General features: G+C 53.9%; 16 protein-coding genes and 1 pseudogene. 9 read left to right on the top strand and 8 right to left on the bottom strand.

Features of this window, described 5'->3' with window-relative positions; translation table 11 throughout:
* Nucleotides 1-28 precede the first annotated feature (28 nt).
* Nucleotides 29-958: a patatin-like phospholipase family protein gene (locus tag JMN36_RS06090; RefSeq protein WP_221924022.1), complete on the top strand. Its 930-nt coding sequence runs from the start codon at nt 29-31 to the stop codon at nt 956-958.
* Nucleotides 959-992: 34 nt separating this feature from the next.
* On the opposite strand, the gene JMN36_RS06085 is transcribed toward JMN36_RS06090, so the two are convergent.
* Complete coding sequence (locus tag JMN36_RS06085; RefSeq protein WP_204088244.1) at nt 993-1,820, bottom strand: TetR/AcrR family transcriptional regulator; 828 nt, start codon at nt 1,818-1,820, stop codon at nt 993-995.
* Between the two features lie 199 nt (nt 1,821-2,019).
* Between JMN36_RS06085 and JMN36_RS06080 the strand changes: the two genes are divergently transcribed.
* From JMN36_RS06080 to JMN36_RS06065, 4 genes are all read left to right on the top strand, one after another.
* Nucleotides 2,020-3,474, top strand: coding sequence for an MFS transporter (locus tag JMN36_RS06080; protein ID WP_204088243.1), 1,455 nt, complete (start codon nt 2,020-2,022; stop codon nt 3,472-3,474).
* Between the two features lie 136 nt (nt 3,475-3,610).
* Nucleotides 3,611-5,377 (top strand): choline/carnitine O-acyltransferase, encoded by a 1,767-nt coding sequence (locus tag JMN36_RS06075; RefSeq protein WP_221924021.1) that lies wholly within the window; start codon nt 3,611-3,613, stop codon nt 5,375-5,377.
* Nucleotides 5,378-5,534: 157 nt separating this feature from the next.
* Nucleotides 5,535-5,789 (top strand): hypothetical protein, encoded by a 255-nt coding sequence (locus tag JMN36_RS06070; RefSeq protein WP_204088241.1) that lies wholly within the window; start codon nt 5,535-5,537, stop codon nt 5,787-5,789.
* A 365-nt stretch (nt 5,790-6,154) separates the two neighbouring features.
* Nucleotides 6,155-6,820: a YdhK family protein gene (locus JMN36_RS06065; RefSeq protein ID WP_204088240.1), complete on the top strand. Its 666-nt coding sequence runs from the start codon at nt 6,155-6,157 to the stop codon at nt 6,818-6,820.
* A gap of 14 nt (nt 6,821-6,834) precedes the next feature.
* Here JMN36_RS06065 and JMN36_RS06060 read toward each other — a convergent pair whose 3' ends face one another.
* From JMN36_RS06060 to JMN36_RS06045, 4 genes are all read right to left on the bottom strand, one after another.
* Nucleotides 6,835-7,875 carry an LLM class flavin-dependent oxidoreductase gene (locus JMN36_RS06060; protein ID WP_204088239.1) on the bottom strand — a complete coding sequence of 347 codons (1,041 nt, stop codon included), beginning with the start codon at nt 7,873-7,875 and terminating at the stop codon, nt 6,835-6,837.
* 111 nt (nt 7,876-7,986) lie between these two features.
* Nucleotides 7,987-9,330: an NADP-specific glutamate dehydrogenase gene (gene gdhA, locus JMN36_RS06055; RefSeq protein ID WP_204088654.1), complete on the bottom strand. Its 1,344-nt coding sequence runs from the start codon at nt 9,328-9,330 to the stop codon at nt 7,987-7,989.
* A gap of 186 nt (nt 9,331-9,516) precedes the next feature.
* The gene (locus JMN36_RS06050; RefSeq protein ID WP_204088238.1) at nt 9,517-10,374 is read right to left on the bottom strand and encodes an aldo/keto reductase; all 858 of its coding nucleotides are present in this window, start codon (nt 10,372-10,374) and stop codon (nt 9,517-9,519) included.
* A gap of 166 nt (nt 10,375-10,540) precedes the next feature.
* Complete coding sequence (locus JMN36_RS06045) at nt 10,541-11,233, bottom strand: TetR/AcrR family transcriptional regulator (protein ID WP_204088237.1); 693 nt, start codon at nt 11,231-11,233, stop codon at nt 10,541-10,543.
* A gap of 421 nt (nt 11,234-11,654) precedes the next feature.
* On the opposite strand from JMN36_RS06045, the gene JMN36_RS06040 reads away from it, so the two are divergent.
* Both JMN36_RS06040 and JMN36_RS06035 read left to right on the top strand, forming a co-directional pair.
* A complete protein-coding gene (locus JMN36_RS06040; RefSeq protein WP_204088236.1) occupies nt 11,655-12,551 on the top strand; it encodes an aldo/keto reductase in 897 nt (298 codons plus the stop codon).
* 74 nt (nt 12,552-12,625) lie between these two features.
* The gene (locus JMN36_RS06035) at nt 12,626-12,982 is read left to right on the top strand and encodes a plasmid stabilization protein (RefSeq protein WP_204088235.1); all 357 of its coding nucleotides are present in this window, start codon (nt 12,626-12,628) and stop codon (nt 12,980-12,982) included.
* A 22-nt stretch (nt 12,983-13,004) separates the two neighbouring features.
* Here JMN36_RS06035 and alsS read toward each other — a convergent pair whose 3' ends face one another.
* From alsS to ychF, 3 genes and pseudogenes are all read right to left on the bottom strand, one after another.
* Nucleotides 13,005-14,666, bottom strand: a complete 1,662-nt coding sequence (alsS, locus tag JMN36_RS06030; protein WP_204088234.1) for an acetolactate synthase AlsS — start codon at nt 14,664-14,666, stop codon at nt 13,005-13,007.
* Nucleotides 14,667-15,070: 404 nt separating this feature from the next.
* Nucleotides 15,071-16,005 (bottom strand): annotated as a pseudogene (locus JMN36_RS06020) (zinc-binding dehydrogenase).
* A 157-nt stretch (nt 16,006-16,162) separates the two neighbouring features.
* Nucleotides 16,163-17,242: a redox-regulated ATPase YchF gene (gene ychF / locus JMN36_RS06015; protein ID WP_221924019.1), complete on the bottom strand. Its 1,080-nt coding sequence runs from the start codon at nt 17,240-17,242 to the stop codon at nt 16,163-16,165.
* Between the two features lie 340 nt (nt 17,243-17,582).
* Between ychF and JMN36_RS06010 the strand changes: the two genes are divergently transcribed.
* Nucleotides 17,583-19,352: a sodium-dependent transporter gene (locus JMN36_RS06010; RefSeq protein WP_204088230.1), complete on the top strand. Its 1,770-nt coding sequence runs from the start codon at nt 17,583-17,585 to the stop codon at nt 19,350-19,352.
* Entirely contained in the window at nt 19,349-19,513 is a 165-nt protein-coding gene (gene metS, locus JMN36_RS06005; protein WP_204088229.1) for a methionine/alanine import NSS transporter subunit MetS, read from the top strand. Before JMN36_RS06010 ends, metS begins: the two co-directional genes overlap by 4 nt.
* Nucleotides 19,514-19,568: the final 55 nt, after the last annotated feature.

The following is a 19,568-nucleotide window of genomic DNA, read 5'->3' as shown; positions in this document are numbered from 1 at the left end:
AGGATAACACTAGGGTTATGCTGAATTTATGACGTCATCTGCTGAAGATCCCTCTACCGCCCCGTGGGGAACGTCCGATTCTCCTCTCGACTGCCCCGATGTGGCCGTTGTTTTCGAAGGTGGTGGAATGCGGAACAGTTACACCGTTGGAGCAGTTCAGGCACTTATTGACCACAAGGTCAATCCGGGGTGGGTCGGCGGAATATCAGCAGGAACAACGCATGTTGTCAATTTCCTCATAAAGAACCGGTGGAGAGCCAAGGCCTCTTTTGTGGATTTTGTTGAGGATCCACGGTTCGGCGGTTGGAAAACTTTTGCTAAAGGTAAAGGCTATTTCAATACCGATTTTATCTACACTGAATCCGTTATGCCCGGAGAAATAGCAGAAATGGATTTTGACGCTTTTATGAAAAGCTCTCCTCAATTCGCTTTCGGAGCATTACGTGCTGACACCGGGGATATGACATGGTGGCGCCGCGACGATGTACAAACGATGAAGCAATTGTCGGCCTACACCCGCGCATCCTCAACGATCCCTTTCTTTATGCCTGTTGCGCATGTCGATGGGCACGACTATTACGACGGAGCGATGGGTCCAACTGGCGGATTCGCGTATGACGCCGCAATCGAAGATGGATTTTCTAAATTCCTATTCATTCTTACTCGTCCGCAATCATTTCGGCGAGAACCTATGTCACAGGCCCGTCTGATTCGTAATTATTTCCGCAAACAGCCTGCAGTTGCGGAAGCTATTCTTCAGCGCGCGGACCGTTACAACCGTTCAAAAGAAAAAATAGCGCAATGGGAAAAAGAAGGGCGGGCAATGGTGTTCTACCCCGACCAGATGCCTGTCCACAATAAAGAGAGAAACGTGGAGAAATTGCAGAAGTCCTACGAGATGGGTGTGGACCAGGTGGCACGCGAATGGCCACGGTGGGAGGAGTTTTTACGCAGCTAGGCTGCAAGCCGGTTCACCGCCCACGAGTCCGAGCTCACTTCCAGGTTTGCCTTTCCAGTCCTCCTAAAAGCAGCTCTAAGCCATATGAGTATTCGGCAATGTCATCATGCTCGGTAAATTCCTCCGCGATATCGTGGACGAACGGGAATTCTTTTGGATCTAGCTGTTCCCATTCGTTAACTTGAGCATGCATATCTTCTTCAGCTTCAGCTGGATCCACATTTTTATGCCCTGTATGGCTCGACGTTTCCGCACCAATTCCCGATGCATAATTGACGACGGCGTTGGTGGCGAATAGCTCTTCGCGTTTGTGTAAACCAAGCCGTTGAATTTGTCGGCCAATCAGCTCCCAAAACCGGAGCGCATACCACTGGTCGGGGCCATTATTCATTAGTTGAAGGGCTAGCCAACGGTGCTCAATCATTTGTTCAAAAAGGCACAATAATAAGCGCCGAATCTGAGCCAAAGCCTCGGCCGCTACGTCGCTCGTCGAGGGATGAGGTTCAGCAAAGGACACTTCAGAGAAAGCGTCTGGCGCCAGTAGTCCGTGCTGCTCAAGTTCTTCACTCTTTGCGATCGCTCTGCGGATGAGTTCATCCGACACCATAGCGAGAAGTTGATCTTTTCCGCTGGCGTACCAATACAAACTCGCAACACCAGCGTCGAGTTCGGACGCAATCTTGCGCAAGGTCAGCTTGTCCGCGCCATCACGGTCCAGAAGCGCAATTGCCACGCGAATAATGGATTCTTCTGACAGCACCGCGCGCCTGGCCGATCCGCGTGCCGATGGTCGTTGCACCGAGGGGGGCAGCTTTTTACCTGGTGAACGCTTCCGATCGGTTGTCTTTTCGCTGCTGGGCATGTCTCGATCGTATCAGCCGTCCTCAGCCCTTGACACCAAACGAACGCCGTTCTATATTCGAACGCAATTCGAGTAACCGAACACCATTCGATAAGGATCAACCCCGATAGGGATCGCCGCTCAAAATGCGCTACTCGAACACCCTTGTCACGAATCTGTTGCACGAACACGAACTCACAACCACGAACAAAGGACACTCATGACAACCATCACAGCTCCTCCTCGCAAGGACAGAAAAGCTCAATCGCTACTCGAAGCGTGGCCGGCCCTCCTCGGCCTCTGCCTCACGATGCTCGTCGAAATGCTCGACAACTCAATCTTGAACATCGCCCTCCCCGTCATCGGACGCGACCTCGGCTCCACATCCACAGTTTTGCAATGGATCGTCAGCGCCTATTCACTCACCTTCGGTGCGTTCCTCATGGTCGGCGGCACCCTGGGAGACAGACTCGGTCGTCGACGGACATTATTGTGGGGATTAGCCCTCTTCGGCATCGCCGGGTTATGCGTAATGCTCTGCCACTCCACAGGACAGCTCATCGCCATCCGCGCATTATCGGGTGCCTTCGCCGCCGGCATTGCACCACTGACCATGTCTCTGGTTTTTAGATTGTTTGACGACGACGCCCTGCGCGGAAAAGCCATCGGCGTGATCATCACCGTATCGATGGCAGGCTTCGCCATCGGGCCGGTACTGTCAGGTTTGGCCGTCGAAAACTGGGACTGGCACTGGCTGCTGATGCTCAATGCTCCGACAGCGCTAATCGCCTGGTTAGGCGTCTACTTCGGACTGGCCCACGACGACACCCAAACGAAAAAGAGTGGACCGATCGATTTCGCCGGAGCGATCTTCTCTGGGTTGGCCGTTAGCCTGTTGCTCTACGCGTTGACGAACGGTGCAGAACTCGGGTGGGGTGCTCCACGAACCCTGATGTCCCTTGGTGGATCCGTTCTCGCGCTCGTCGCGTTTATTTGGCGAGAACACACGGCTAAAGACCCGATGCTGGACCTAACCTTCTTCCGGATCCCCACCCTGACTGGCTCCGCTATCCTGCAGGTCGCAACCCAGTTGGCCATGGCCGCGGTCATGTTCGCCTCGGCCGAACTGTACCAGTACGCCTGGGGATGGCGGCCCTGGGTCGCGGGCGTCGCAAACCTGCCGTTCGTCATTGGCATGCTGGCCGCTGGGCCCGTCGTCGATAAGATGGTTGAAAAGTATGGACAGCGTTTCACCTGTGCCGTTGGTACTGCATTCGTCCTGGTCAGCCTGGTTGTCTGGTGGGTCGGTGTTGGCACGAACTACGCCTGGTGCGCGACCGGAATGCTGCTCATGACCATTGGCATGCGGACCGTGATGACCACGGCTGCTGTGGGATTGATTGGCTCACTGCCCGAGGAGCACACCTCGATCGGCGCGGCTCTGAACGACACTGCGCAGGAGCTTGGCAACTCGATCGGTGTTGCGGTCATCGGTACTGTTATGGCGATCGTGGTTGGTGTGGACCTTCCGCATGGTGCATGGAGCGATACCGTCGTCGACACATTCGTTCACTCGCAGCGCATCGCCTTCACGATTATTGCCGGATTGCTCACGATCACAGCAGCTATCGGACTACGGACGCTCAGCAATTCACATGACACCGAAGGGCTGTAGCGGGCTGCAAGGAAAGCAGTGCGCTGGTTGGCGTCGGGGTCCCAACAATCGCGCCGGTTCCCATCGGGTGCAGCGAGGGGTGGAAAATAGCTCGTGGGGGTTGTTCGTCGGCTCTCCGGATAGACAGAATAAATATATGACCGCACCGGAACTGAAAACCCTTCCCCTGCCTTCACTTGAACAGACTGTCACAGCGCTCGTTTCTGCTGCTAGCGCAGTCGCCCCCGCGGACGTCGTGACCACTACGCGCACCGCGGGTTCAGTTTTCTTGCACCGATCGGGCCCAAAAATCCAGAAAGAGCTTGAAAGATTCGCGGCCACAGAACGGGAGGCGGGCCAAAGCTGGTTTTCGGCGGAATGGTTACGCGGCTACCTTTCCACTCGCACCTCGTTACTTCACAGTACGAACGTGTCGTTCCAGATCAACTCGTGTTTTTTACCCTCTGCCCCAGGTGTCGGCCGGGCAGCTGAGTTCATCTACCGCGCCGCCACCATTCACCTCGCCCAAGCCCGGGGAGCCACTCCTCAGGAAACCGATGCGCGAGGAAACCCCACCACCATGGACCAATGGGAGTGTTTCGATGGCAGAATACGCCATCCACAGCCCGGCCTCGACACCATCCATCGCGCCGACTTGGGTGACCGCGACAGGGAAATAGGTGTGTTCTGGTTGGGGCGCCTCTTCTCCGTGCCCGTAACCGGCCATGACGGCTCACTCCGCGATGTCGGTTCCCTCGCGGCGTCGATCAACGCAATTATTCACCCCGGTGAGGACAAACCTGAATCACGTGAACAGACCCCAGCTGACCTGGACTTTGCCGTTCCGTCAGCCGTTGGTAGCGAGACTCTCGCCCCCATCCTGGAGCGGGCACTCAAGCAGCCCCACAACCAACACACCTACCGACGCCTGACGAACTTCCTCTTCACCATCACCCTCACCGACGAGCTCCGTGACGACGCCGACCACCTCCGTCACTCCGCATTCGAACCCGGACACAGCTGGGCATACAAACCCATTAGCTACGAGATGAGCCTGGCCGACTCCTGGTTGAGCCTGAACGTGGAACACTCCACCGTGGACGGCGCGACACTGGTCACCGCGATACGTCGTATGCACGATGTCACCATTCCCACTCCTCATTCTTATAAGACTCCCCCACCACCGGAAGAATTGACCTGGGACTGGTCGGATGAGGACATCCCCACCCTGAAAGAAGCTGCCAGTGACGTGTCCCGAGATTTCACCGATATCGCCACGCGCATTGTGACGGTCCCCCACCCACCGGCAGATCAGCTTCCCTTCCGAATTAGTGCCGACGCTGCGCAGCAGCTTATCTTGACGATTGCACAACTCCAGACCTACGGACGAGCGCGAGGAGTGTACGAAGCCGTTGACATGCGTGAATATCGCGCCGGGCGCACAGAGTGTTTGCGTGCGGTCACTCCGCAAGCTGTGACATTCGCGTCATTGTTACTTAGTGGGAACGCAACGCGTCAGCATCTTGACGATGTCCTCGACGCCCATCGAGCGTGGGTCAAGGCGTGCAAGCGTGGGGACGGCGTTGACCGCCACCTTTTGGGTCTCCGGTTTACGGCCGCCACGATGGAAGCGGAAGGTCAGGAGCTCACCGGGACAGAGTTTCTAACCGATCCGGGTGTTGTTGCCACCACATATGATTTTCTTTCCACGACGTCAATTGGTGGGGCCGATTATTTCGTCCGCTACGCCTTTGTTCCCAGTGTGCCGGAGGGGTTTGGGATCAGCTATACGCCCCGGCCCGAGTCCTTCGAGTATTGCGTGACATGGCATCCGTCACACGCTGATCGGCCTGATGACTTTATCCACGCGCTTCCGCACGCGTCGGACCTATTGTGGTCTTTTGTTACGTCGCTGCACGAATAAGTGCCCTAGAACGCCGGCACTATAACGGTCACGTATCAATAATGGGTCATAGCACTAAATAGAGGGTTATATGCTCCCACTTTTGGTGAACTAACTACTAAACTTGCTTCCGGCGATCGCCCTAACAATCTGGACTTAGAACTCAGGAGAATTATTCGTGTCAACGTCATTCATCTATAGAGATCCTTTTACCCACACTAAGCATCAGGTATCTGCGCCAGACGCCGCCACCTATGTGGTCGTTAAGAATAACGGTGAAAAGAAATCAGATAGTGACGTACTCGGCTTTTTTGATGACTACGACGGAGCACGCGAAGCGGTCATGGCGGAGCTGAATAAAGAACTCCAACAGCCCACCGGTGATCGCGAAGTGTTAGTCACTCATACGAAACTCTACAACCCCATGGCGTGACATTGGCATAGCTTTCCTTCGGGATCCGGTGGCGCACCACTCCGCTCGGATCCATAGAGTCGCGCTAGCCACATTTCGGAGCTGGCCATATCCCGACGCTGTCTGTCTTTCGACGCAGCGATTCCCCCTCTTCTGCCACTCACGCGTGTGAGCATCGCGGTTCCCAACCCCGCCCTTCGTCGGCACGTCGACGATACACACGTCGGCAAGTAATCCACGAAGTTGAATTGCCATGCCTGAACAATGGTTCGCCGACAATGGTGCGCAATAAAAGTGAACCGCTACCAACGTAAAAAGTGTCGTATTACAGTGGGCGTATTAGAGGTATAGAACAGCGAAGTATAAGAAATAAAAGAAGAGGGATCATGCGTTCATTACGCCGCCGAAGCCGTATTGCCTCACTACTCACTGTGGGCGCTGTCAGCACTGCACTCGTCCTCAGCGGGTGCACGGTCGATGAGGATTCTGATCAGTCATCCGAGGACACGACCTCAGCAACCACCACTGCGTCTCAGCAGTCGTCATCATCCGAAACGGGCACGTCAGAGTCGTCTGCGCCGAGCGATTCTCAGGACAACGACGCTCACCAAGGGATGGATCATTCCATGGACGGCGGTGCTGCACCGGAAGGTATCACGGTTGATGCTCATCCTACCTACCCCGTTGGCAGCACCGTCACGTTGACAGCTGACCATATGAAGGGAATGAAGGGCGCGAAGGCCACGATCGCGGGAGCGTTCTCCACATATACATATGAAGTGGATTACACGCCGACGGATGGTGGCAAGCCAGTGAAAAACCACAAGTGGGTGGTCCAGCAAGAAATAAAAGATGCTGGCACCGAAAGAATTCCTGACGGCACCGAGGTCACTATCGAAGCAGACCATATGAAAGGAATGAAGGGCGCCAAAGGAAAAATTGTGTCCTCTACAGACCAAACCGTGTACATGGTGAATTATGAAGCCGATGGCATGAAAGTCACCAACCACAAGTGGGTCGTCGAGGACGAAATCAAGCCCGCTAACAACTAATCTCCATCAGTTAATTAATCCTGGTTAGCTGGTTCCCAGCCGAGCTCAGGCGCGACATATAAAGCGAAGGACTTAAGAATTTTCTTATTCGCTTCGACGCCGAGTTGGCTCGGGATGGTCAGCATGAGCGTATCCGCATCCATCACGGCTGCGTCATTACGCAGTTGTTCGACGAGTTGGTCTGGCTCGGCCGCGTAGGTCTTTCCAAAGGTTGCATTCACCCCGTCGATCACGCCAATACCGTCTTTGGATTGGCCCCCTAAGTACAGTTTGCGGTCATAGCCGTCGATAATCGGGAAAATAGTCCTGCTTACCGACACACGCGGGGTCCAATCGTGGCCCGCCCGTTTCCACGCTTCGTGATAATGCTGTAGTTGCTGCGCCTGGAGATCCGCGAAGGCTTCGCCGGTGGCCTCAGTAAGGAGTGTGGAGCTCATCAGATTAACGCCTTGTTCCGCAGCCCACTCGGCGGTTTCACGACGGCCAGCACCCCACCAGATGCGGTGATCCAAACCGGGCGACTGAGGCATAACCGGCAGACCAGCGCCCGGCCGGTACATCGCCGGATACTGATCCTCCGCGGCAGTGGCCATGGGTTCCCCGCGCACTGCACGGAGGAACGTATCGAAATGCTGGTGAGCAATATCAGAGCCACGGGGATCTGTTGAGCCGGTGTACCCAAAGGACTCCCACCCGCGGTCAGCAGCTTCAGGTGATCCCCGTGACACGCCGAGGGCAACACGGCCATTACTGAGTAAATCGAGGGCAGCGGCCTCTTCTGCCAGGTAAAGCGGGTTTTCGTAGCGCATATCAATCACGCCAGTGCCCACTTCGAGATTCTTCGTTACAGCTGCCATGGCGGACAATAACGGAATGGGGCTCGCGTGCTGCGGAAGATAGTGATGCACACGAAGATATGCACCATTAACGCCTAACTCATCAGCGGCTTTCGCTAATTCGACGGCTTCTTGCAAGGCATTGCGTGCCGTGTATCCGTTGCCATCGGTCGCGCGTCCCGAATAATGGCCGAAACTCAAAGATCCAAATTTCTTCATACTTATAGGAACACCGTTGATTAGTAAGACATTCCTCATGAAGAAATGAGGGGATACATGATCCCCTGATCGTGGCCACGGTTCAGCCGCTTCTTACTCAATCACTCGCTGCTAAATCACGCCCTGTGCGAGCATGGCATCGGCAACCTTCTTGAAGCCGGCGATATTGGCGCCGACAACGTAGTCACCAGGGACTTCATACTCATTGGCGGTATCGTTGCAGGCCCTGAAGATGTTATGCATGGTGTCACGCAAACGCTGATCGGTGTAGTTGAACGACCACGAATCACGCGACGCGTTCTGCTGCATTTCCAGCGCGGAGGTCGCCACACCACCGGCGTTAGCCGCTTTACCAGGCGCAAAAAGTGTGTGGCGGGTATTGAAGACGTCGATCGCTTCCGGCGTGCAAGGCATATTCGCACCCTCGGCCACATACTTGCAGCCATTGTCCGCGAGCATCTTGGCGTCTTCCTCACCCAACTCGTTCTGCGTTGCACACGGGAGCGCGACGTCGGCCTTAACTTCCCAAATGTTGCCCTTTTCGTGGAACGTCGCCTTATCGGTTTCGTTGGCATAATCCGACACACGGCCACGACGCACTTCTTTGACGTCTTTGAGAAGCTCGACGTCCACCCCTTCGGGGGTAGAGACATACCCCGACGAATCGGAAAATGCGACGACCGTGGCACCAAGCTCTTGCGCCTTCTCAATGGCGTAAATAGCTACGTTTCCCGAGCCAGAGACGATGACTTTCGCGCCATGAAGCCGCTCTTTGTTCGACGCCATCATTTCCTGCATGAAGTAGACAACGCCGTAACCTGTGGCTTCCGTGCGGACGAGAGATCCACCCCAGGTCAGGCCTTTACCAGTGAGAACTCCGGACTCATGACGGCCCGTGATGCGTCGATACTGACCGAAAAGGTAGCCGATTTCGCGCCCACCGACGCCGATGTCACCTGCAGGAACGTCGATATCCTCGCCGATATGGCGCTGGAGCTCCAGCATGAACGACTGGCAGAATCTCATCACTTCGTGTTCGGACTTACCTTTCGGATCAAAGTCCGAACCGCCTTTACCGCCACCGATGGGTAGGCCGGTCAAGGAATTTTTAAAGATCTGCTCAAAACCAAGGAACTTGATGATGCCCAAGTTCACAGACGGATGGAAGCGGAGACCACCCTTGTATGGCCCGAGGACAGAATTAAACTGAACACGGAAACCACGGTTGACCCTGACATTCCCCTGGTCATCAATCCACGGAACACGGAAGATAATTTGACGTTCAGGTTCAGCGAGACGTTGGATGAGGCCTTCATCTGCGTAGTGATCGTCTTTTCGGAGGACGTACTTCAGACTGCTGAGGATCTCCTGAGCGGCTTGATGAAATTCAGGCTCACCCGGGTTCCGCTTGAGAATCTGCTGGTAATACTCATCAACTGTTTTGTCGACGTCCATGATCTCCCTTCCGGGGTTGATTTCAAACATGCGTCGATCAGTGTAGTGCACGAAATTCCAGCGACGATCGAGTTGTGACTTATCCCTCAGGGCAGACCACACCATTGGTGGAGTCTGGCCGCACCAATGGTGTGAATGAAGTGCGAATAGTCGCAAGGGGGTGGACTATGCACCCAGCAGCGAGCTTTACTTCCCGGAATACACGGGGAATTGGCTGCTCTCGCCATAATCCCGAGCATCTAATTTCTTCAGAGCATCCATACCCTCATCTGAAATGACGAAGTCAACGTCTGCATTGCTCTGCATATGATCCGGATTGGCGGTCTTTGGCAGCGATACCGTTCCCAATTGCAGAGTGTAACGAATGCACAGTTGCGGAATACTTACGCCATATTTCTCCGCTATCTCGGCAACGTCTTTATTCTTCAGCATTTCGCCGTGAGCAATTGGCGAATAGGCTTCAACAAGTATGTCGTTAGACGCGCAGAAAGACAGCAGTTCATGGGGTGTATTTCCCACATGCACAAGCAGTTGATTAACTAATGGCTTGACCGAACAAGAATCTAAGATTTTATTAAGGTCTGACTCCAAGAAGTTCGAAACGCCGATAGCTCGAATTTTCCCCGCTTGATATGCTTCCTCCAAAGCACGCCATGCTTGGCGGTTCCCCTCGGAGTAGTCGCCACCACGGAAATCATCCCACGGTTGTGGAGCATGAATGAGCATCAGATCAACATAATCTAAACCCATGGTCTCCAGGGACCCATCGATCGCCTTAACTGCTTCATCATAATTTTTAATTTCAGCAGCTAGCTTCGTTGAGACAAATAAATCTTCTCGTGGAATATCCGCCGTCCGTATTCCTTCCCCGACGCCACGCTCATTTCCATACGCTTGAGCAGTGTCGATGTTGCGGTAACCAATCTTCACGGCGTCGCGAACAGCTTGCGCTGCTTTGTCGTCGTCAATAAACCAGGTACCAAGCCCTAGTTTCGGGATCTCAACCCCATTGGCCAACGTATATTTCTCTTCTATGACGCTCATGTCGTCACCTTTCTCCAATAAATGAAACTATTACAACAATTAGGAGCCACTTCGCGAACCACATGGTTTTCTACAACGAATAAGTATGAACTGACTGAAATAACCGAAATGCCAGAGTGGCCGACAATATAGTGATAGCTAAAACCGCGATTCATCTACGTCACGGTCAGGAAAAATCCTTCCCGAGTTTCGACGGTACACCCTTCGAGCCCAAGAGGGCGTGGGCTTGCTCCGTGGTTAAAGGATCGACGGGCAAGGGCGAAACACCATCACGTGCGGGTTTGAGCCCGTCAAGCATGATCCACAGAGACCGTCGATACACCTCTGCAACGTCATCGCGTTTACTCACACCTTCTCGATCTGCGCAGGTCAACGCCACTGATACGACGGCTATCTGAATCATGACAAGATCCGTTCCGACAATGTCATCTCGGATCACCCCTGCCCGACGAGCACGGTCAGCGAGGGAATTAATCAGCGGAGCAAGCCGATCCCTCTCACGGTCGAAGCTCTCGGGTGACATATGACGTCCAGAAAGCAACTGCGCCATCGCGCGGTCGTGCGTCTGGAGGACCAACGACCTCTCTAAATATGTAACGATACCCGCCCATGGGTCGTCTTCCTCGAGTGCATCGTGAAGAATCTCTTCCAATTCGTCTACCTGTCGTTCGACGATCGCCTCCAGCAGCGCTTCCTTATTTGGAAAACGGCGATAAGCAGTTCCAACCCCTACCCCGGCATGATGAGCAACATCATTAAGAGTGACGCGCAAGCCCCGCTGAGCGAATAAGTCACGCCCCGCTTTGAGGAGCAATTCCCGATTGTGAGCAGCATCTTTTCGCAATTTTGATTGAGCCATCAGGGTAGGTTTCCTCCACTGTTTTCCCATTAAGAGCTAAGGAAGGTATCGGTTCGCGCGTTTTTCTCCACAGCAACCATAACAAGTGGATGCACGATATCCACATCTTTGCTACGCTACATGGTAGCGGATACTTGATATCCACTTAAGGCCCTGCACCGAGCTCACGTCCGACAATGACTTCGTGGAGGTGACATTAGTGAGCAGCAAACCAACAGCGACGATCGTCAAAGGCCGATGAAACCCTGTCGGGTAAGCAACTCGAGATCCCAACTTTTTGCCAACAATTCCACCAAGATCCACAACGTTTTTATCGTCGTCGCGATTGTGTAAAAAGAATTTATTTTCTCAGCGAGCATTTCCGACGAGTGCTTGTCAACGCATACGGCGATGAACAGCTATCAAATCTGATTGGAGAATCATGACGAATTCCATCCCTACCCTGACTTTGAACAATGGTGTTGAACTCCCATCCCTGGGTTTCGGCGTTTTCCAATCCAGCCCGGAAGACACCGCGCAAGCTGTAGAAACAGCGTTACGAACCGGATATCGCCATATCGACACGGCGGCCATCTATGGCAACGAGCGCGAAGTTGGTGAAGGCCTCCGGAACTCTGGTGTTCCCCGCGATGAGGTTTTCTTAGAGACCAAGGTGTGGATTAACGACTTCGGCTACGACAAAACCCGCCACGCTTTCGATAAATCCGCCGGGAAATTGGGTGTTGACACTATTGACCTGTTGATTTTGCATCAATCACTGCCTTCGCACCTTGACCTCACGCTCGATGCATATCGTGGATTGGAATCCCTCTTGAAAGAGGGACGTGTTCGTGCCATCGGCGTCAGCAATTTCCTGCCCGAGCACCTCGACAAACTTATCGAAGAGACAGAGGTAGTTCCCGCGGTTAATCAGGTGGAAATTTATCCTTATTTCCGAAACACGGAGACACTCGAGGCGGACGCCAAACATGGTGTTCTGTCACAGGCATGGTCACCGATTGGTGGAATTACGTTCTACCCGGGATGGGGAGAAAACCGGACTAGTACTCTTGATAACCCCACTCTCAAAGAAATTGGGGCGAAGTACGGTAAAACTGCGGCGCAAATTATGTTGCGGTGGCATATTGATGAGGGTCGTTCTGCAATTCCAAAGTCAGTGCATGAGTCTCGTATCAAGGAGAATTTCGACGTATTCGATTTCTCGTTAACGAAGGATGAACTGACCACCATCGACGCGTTGGATACCGGACACCGTACTGGCCCGGCACCCACTGACATCACGATCGAAGAATATGGCGCAGATATTCCCGAAGCATAGGGTTTCATATCACCCAATTGCCTCCGAACCCCGATCGACGAGCATATCGTTGTAGGGCAAGGACGGTGATTGTTATGCCTCAACAAGCATGGAATAAGAAACGCGAACGGCAATACGAGCACATTAAGGATTCACTCAAGGACAAGGGCCGCTCGGAGAGTACTGCCGAAGAGATCGCAGCCCGCACGGTCAATAAAACCCGTGCGCAGCAGGGTGAATCTGAACAGGCTTCATCGACGTCTGTCAATGACAAGTCTCCCTCTGAGCGAGGGGGACAGCGCTCCCATCAGGGTCCACAAGGTCGGACGAAAGCTCAGCTCTATGAAGACGCTAAGCGACTGAATATCGGGGGCCGATCCGACATGGATAAAAACGAGCTCGAGCACGCCGTCAAGCAGGCAAAGCGTCAGAAAGACGCTAAGAAGGATTAAGCGTCCAAGAAATCAGCCATTGTTAGTTCAGCACGGAGAAGTCCAAGTGCTGAGCTAACGACACGCTGTCCGTGTAATCGACGGATACATCAACGATGGATACTCCGTCGTCCTCCATCGCTTGGGAAAACGCGGTGGAAAAGCCTTCCAGCGTGTGAACGCGGTACCCTTTGGCTCCGAATGCTTCTGCGTATTTCACCGCGTCATAGTCGCCTAATTCAACGGCTGATGGGCGGCCAAATTTGTTCTCCTGTTGGAACTTGACCATGTCATACGAATTATCTCGCATAATAACGTGGACAAGATGAAGTCCTAAACGTGTCGCTGTCTCCAATTCCTGCGCTGAATAAAGGAAACCGCCATCGCCGGACACAGATACAACCGGATGATCCCGGTTAACTAAAGCCGCTGCGATTGCCCACGGCAACGCAACGCCGAGGGTCTGCTGCCCATTAGAAAACAGCAACGTCCGGGGCTCATACGTGCGGAAATACCGCGCGAGATAAATGGAATGGGTTCCGATATCCGCCGCCACCGTTGTTTTGTCGTCGGTAATAAGCTCCCGAAGTGTAAGCACCAGCCGAGCAGGATTAACACCCGAATCACTCGTCGCCTGCTCTGCACCCTGACGCTGAGTACGAGCCAAGGCTTCAAGCCGTCGGTCAATGAATGAGCGCTCAGTCTCTTCAACGTCAATCGGATCCATCACACTATTTAGCTCATGAAGTGTGCCCGAAATATCACCGACGAGTTCTAAGGTTGGACGGTAGTGAGTATCGATGTCGGCCTGAATGGAATCGATGTGGATAATGTCGTGCTGGCCATTGAAATTCCACACACGCGGATCATATTCCACCGAATCGTAACCGACAGAAATAATTAAGTCTGCCTTATTGAGCAGAACATCGCCAGGTTGGTTTTTAAACAAACCAACACGCCCAAGGAAGTTATTCTCTAATTCACGAGAAATAACTCCCGCCCCTTGGAAGGTTTCGACGACAGGAAGATTCGTCGTTTTCACTAATTGGCGGAGTTCGCGGACCGCGCTCTCCCCAGCCCCTCGCATTCCAACGAGCAGCACCGGCAATTTAGCGTTTTCAATACGTTCTTTGGCCTTATCGACGAGCGCCTGCGATGCCGGCCCCAGCGGTGCCGGGTCAGGAAACTCAAGAAGAGGCGCAGATGTTTCAGACCCAGCGACGTCCGCCGGGACCATGACAGCAGCGGCACCGCGCGGCTCTTGCTGGGCCTCGCGGAATGCGTTGGTGATAAGTTCCGAAACGTCATCGACACACGTCGATTCAGCAGTGAATTTGGTGACCGGCGCTAAAAAGTTCACAGCATCGAGAGATTGATGCGTTCTCTTCAACCTGTCTGGCAACCCGACGGTGCCCGCAATTGCAACCACGGGATCCTGCTCGGTATTTGCAGTCACGAGCCCAGTGGCCAGGTTCGTCGTCCCTGGACCCGAGGTAACCAAAACAACCCCCGGTTTCCCCGTTAATCGGCCGATAGCCTGGGCCATAAACGTGGCATTTTGCTCATGACGGCATACAACGACCTCAATATCGTCCGCGTCGACAAGAGCGTCGTACACTTCATCGATTTTGGCTCCGGGAACCCCGAAAATATACCGGACACCTTGAGCTCGAAGGGTCTGGACAATGAGCTGTGCGCTTTTCACTGAGTCACACTTTCTTATCAAACAGGAGAAAAGATAAGGATGAGCCGTTTGTTCCTCACATCAGACGCGAGAGCCGACGTGATTAAGAGACTGCGTTGTACCGTCCGCCGATGGTACACCATCCAGCATGACCGGCTATAACTTATAGCTAAGCAGTTCAAACCGAAAAGCAGTAGATCGGCTATTTAACCGAAAATAGAAATCCTTAACCTTGATGCCGGAAATAAAACAAGCCTGAAGTAAATAACTATCGCGACAATCGCAGCACCTAAGAACGATTACAGTTGCCTCATGCTGTGCCAATAAACGTTTTCCGTCGATACGTCCAATAACCCAGGTTTCGCTAAAAAGATGCGCTAAAAAGTCAGCATCGCGGCTTCGTTGAACTACCGTCGGCGGCAACCTTAGAGCACGGCGACAGTTTTCCCTCCCGATTTACCCTCGGCCATTTCCGCGAGCCGATGCGGCACTTCATCGAGACTAATCGTCGACGTCACGATCGGATCGACCTCTCCGTCGCAAACAAGAGCAAAAAGTTCTTCCAACATCAACCCCAGTTCCTCGACATCACTATCGGTCCCATGCACATACGCCAGCCCGGTGGCCAGCCCAAACCATGACAGCCCAGTATCAAGAGAGTTCACTGTGCTGAAATCAGGGTCGCCCGCCGTCGTCGCAATCCGGCCAGCAAACGCCAGGAGCTGAAGCTTTTCAGTCGCTGAATCGGCCCCACTACGTCAAGAACGGCATCAACACCTTGCCCGTCCGTGATCTCCCTGACCCGATCACCAACGTCGGTAGTCCGGTAATCAATGAACTCGTGAGCACCCAAAGACCGCACACGATCTTCATGCTTTCCCGACGCGACCCCAATGACATGAGCACCTCGGCTGGCCGCGAGTTGGGCAGCGAAACCGCCCACGCCCCCACCCGCACCAGTAATCAGAACCGTATCACTGTTCGTCACCTGCAGTTTCCGGTCAATCGCTTGATAAGCGGTCAGGCCGGCGGAAGGAACAGCAGCTGCAGACGTGAACGACACATTATCGGGAATGATCGCGGTAGCGCGCGCGTCCACCACCGCATATTCCTCAAATCCACCACGCCGACGAATATCGTTATGGACAGCTACGCGATCACCGATCTCACAACGGCGAACATCCGGGCCGATCGCATCAACCACGCCGGCAACGTCGATTCCCAGAACAAATGGGTATGGAGCACCAGGTAGCTCGTGACCAGCTCGCTGGAAATCAGAGGGATTGAGCCCACTCGCCCGAACCTTCACCCGGATCTCCCCCGGTCCCGGCTCGGGAATGGGGAGCTCGCCGACGGTCATCGTTTCACAATCACCGGGCTTCGGAAGTAATAAAGCCTTCATTACTCTTCTCCCATGAGGTCGAGATCCGTGCGGACAAATTCCGTGCGGACACGCACCGTGCAACCAAGCGCCACACAGCACACCCATTCAGCGATAACGAAAAAACGCGAATCAGTTAAACATTGAACTTGAATTCAACAACATCGCCATCTTGCATGACATAATCTTTACCTTCTTGACGAACCTTGCCATGCGCCCGGGCCTCCGCCATGGAACCCAACTCATTCAAATCGTCATACGAAACGATCTCTGCCTTAATAAACCCGCGTTCAAAGTCGGAGTGAATAACGCCGGCAGCTTGAGGCGCAGTATCTCCTTGGTGGATCGTCCACGCGCGAGCTTCTTTAGGTCCAGCAGTGAGGTACGTCTGCAACCCCAGCGTGGCAAAACCAGCACGAGCCAACTTGTTCAGACCGGGCTCGTCCTGTCCCACGGATGCCAGCAGTTCCGCGGCTTCGTCGTCGTCAAGCTCAAGTAATTCAGCCTCGGTCTCGGCATCGAGGAACACCGCTTGAGCCGGAACAACCAACTCCGTCAATTCTTTCTTCTTTGCCTCATCGCTCAGAACGGCTTCATCTGAATTGAAAACATAAAGGAACGGCTTTGCCGTCAACAGGTTCAATTCTTTCAACGCCGATAAGTCAAGCGAATCTTTCGCAGAGAACAACGTGTGGCCATCTTCAAGCACCTTCAAAGCCTCGCCGACGGCATCGCGTTCCGCCGCCTTGTCTTTATCCTTCTTCGCTTCCTTCTCCAAACGAGGAAGAGCTTTTTCCAGCGTCTGCAGGTCCGCCAAAATCAGCTCAGTCTCAATAACGTCAATATCGCTCGACGGATCGACCTTTCCATCAACATGCACCACGTCGTCATCCGTGAAAGCACGAACAACCTGGCAAATCGCGTCTGCCTCGCGAATGTTCGCCAGGAACTGGTTGCCCAGCCCCTCCCCTTCAGAGGCACCTTTCACAATGCCCGCAATGTCAACGAAAGAGACCGTCGCCGGGATGATCTCCGCAGAATCGAACATCTCTGCCAAGCGTTTCAGGCGCGCGTCCGGTAACTCGACCAGGCCGACGTTGGGCTCGATCGTCGCGAAGGGGTAATTAGCCGCCAGCACATTGTTGCGGGTCAGGGCGTTGAAAAGGGTGGATTTTCCTACATTGGGTAGACCGACAATTCCGAGGGTAAGACTCATGCCACACATCCTACGTGCAGTAAAAATCGCCATCGATGCGGGGACCTCGACTCGGCGGGGCAGCACACCAGCGACACACTGTCGCACGTCACGCGCCATTCGCGCCGACAGAACACCGACAAAACCTCGGCGGAACGCCGTCGGGACGTCGGACACAGGGTGATAGTATTTTCACGGTCGAGCACGCCACCACCCCCGGCGTGATGCCGGCTTGCGTCCCCCACCCGTACGGACCAATCCATTTCTCCCCATCACGGCAACTCCCGTCGAGCCATGCAGACGCGCTTACTAGCCGCCTGACTCGATTGGGTCGAAGCCTTAGCGGAAAGGCATCTTTTATATGTCTCATTCCCCCTCAGAGAGTGACGCTTCCGCTGCATCGCGCGAAACGTTCTCTTCCCGCTCAGCTTTTCTCTTGGCTGCCATCGGTTCAGCCGTCGGTTTAGGAAATATTTGGCGCTTCCCATATGTGGCGTATTCCAATGGTGGCGGCGCGTTCCTCATTCCGTACATCATCGCGCTGCTGACTGCAGGAATCCCTCTACTCTTCCTCGACTACACCCTGGGGCACCGGTTCCGCGGGTCAGCTCCCCTTGTGTTTAAGCGCATCAGCGGTTGGACCGAGCCCATCGGCTGGATCCAGGTCGGCATCGCATTCTTCATTTCGATTTACTACGCGGCCATCATTGGGTGGGCCGGGTTGTACACCATCAAATCATTCACCCGAGCATGGGGAAGCAAACCCGACGCCTATTTCTCCGACGAGTTCCTTCACTCCGAAGCAACACAAACATTTTCGACGTCAATCGTGTGGCAAATCGCTATCGCCCTAGCTTTAGTGTGGGTAGCGACGATCATTGTGTTGGCAATGGGGGTCGACGAGGGTATCGGCAAGGTCTCTAAGTTGTTTATGCCCTTGCTCACTGTACTGTTCCTCATCGTTGTGGTATTCGCACTCTTTATGGATGGCGCGTCAAAGGGATTGGACGCACTTTTTACCCCGGATTGGTCCGCGTTGACGGATACGGAAGTCTGGGTCGCTGCGTATGGGCAGATTTTCTTCTCACTGTCCGTAGGCTTCGGGATCATGTTGACCTATGCGTCATACTTGAAACCACGAACTAACCTCACCGGAACTGGCCTGGTCACCGGCTTCGCGAACTCTGGGTTTGAACTTCTGGCCGGCATCGGTGTCTTCGCTGCATTGGGATATATGGCGAGCCAAGAAGGCGTTCCCGTGGACAAGGTTGTGTCCAACGGTATTGGCCTCGCGTTTGTAGCTTTCCCAACCATCATCAATTCCATGCCTGGTGGCGCCCTATTTGGTGTCCTCTTCTTTGGTTCACTCGCCATCGCGGGCTTCACATCGCTCTTCTCACTGTTGGAAGTGGTTGTCTCAGCGGTGAAAGACAAATTAAACCTTGATCGAAAGAGCGCAGCCATCGGCACTGGTGTGGTCATGGGCATTATTTCTTTGGCCCTCTTTTCCACGACATCAGGCTTATCCACGTTGGACATCATGGACAAGTACACAAACAACGTTGGCATTGTGTGTATCTCCTTGATCACCATCGTGTGCGTGGACTGGATTTTGCGCCGACTCGACGAGTTTTCCCTGCACCTTAATGCAGTGTCGTCATTCCAAGTGGGCAACTTCTGGCGAATTTGCGTGACCAACATCACACCGATCATTCTTGGCTACACTCTGATCCAGGAACTTCATAACCTGTTCAAGTCCAATTATGGTGGCTATTCCGACCAGCAGATTGACATCTACGGATGGGGGGTTGTCACACTGATCGTGGTGGTCGCCTTCATGATGTCTGTTGTTCCCTGGCGTGGAAACCCGTCTTTATCTGGACCACCCGGTACTGACTTCGGTGTGGAGTTCAACGTACATCAGCGGATCGTCACCCCTCAGAACCACGAATTACGCAAAGCCGGATTCGCTGCCGAGCAACGCCAACGCCAACGCCGCAGCCGGGTCGAAGCTGTCACGCTCGATACACACCGTGACACTTCAACAAGCCAACCTCTCACCAGCGGCCTTGCAGCGCACACAACTTCGACAACCAGCGATGCTAAGAACGGAAAGGATGAAGACCAATGAGTGGAACAGCAGTCATGATGATGGTCCTGTTCATGTTGGTCATATGGGGTGGCCTAGCGACGAGTACCTACTCGCTCGTGAAACATCCTGATGAGACTTCGGGCAAGCTCGGTAACGACCCCGAAGCCACGGATGAAAAGCTTTATGATCAGGGTTATTAAAGCAATTGTGCTTCAGAGATCACACTAACCGGGCTGAATAGTGCACAATAGTCCG

The sequence above is a fragment of the Corynebacterium pseudokroppenstedtii genome (assembly GCF_019754945.1).
GTDB lineage: Bacteria > Actinomycetota > Actinomycetes > Mycobacteriales > Mycobacteriaceae > Corynebacterium > Corynebacterium pseudokroppenstedtii.
Note: the sequence above shows the minus strand (reverse complement) of the source record. Positions and strands in the feature narration are given on the sequence as shown.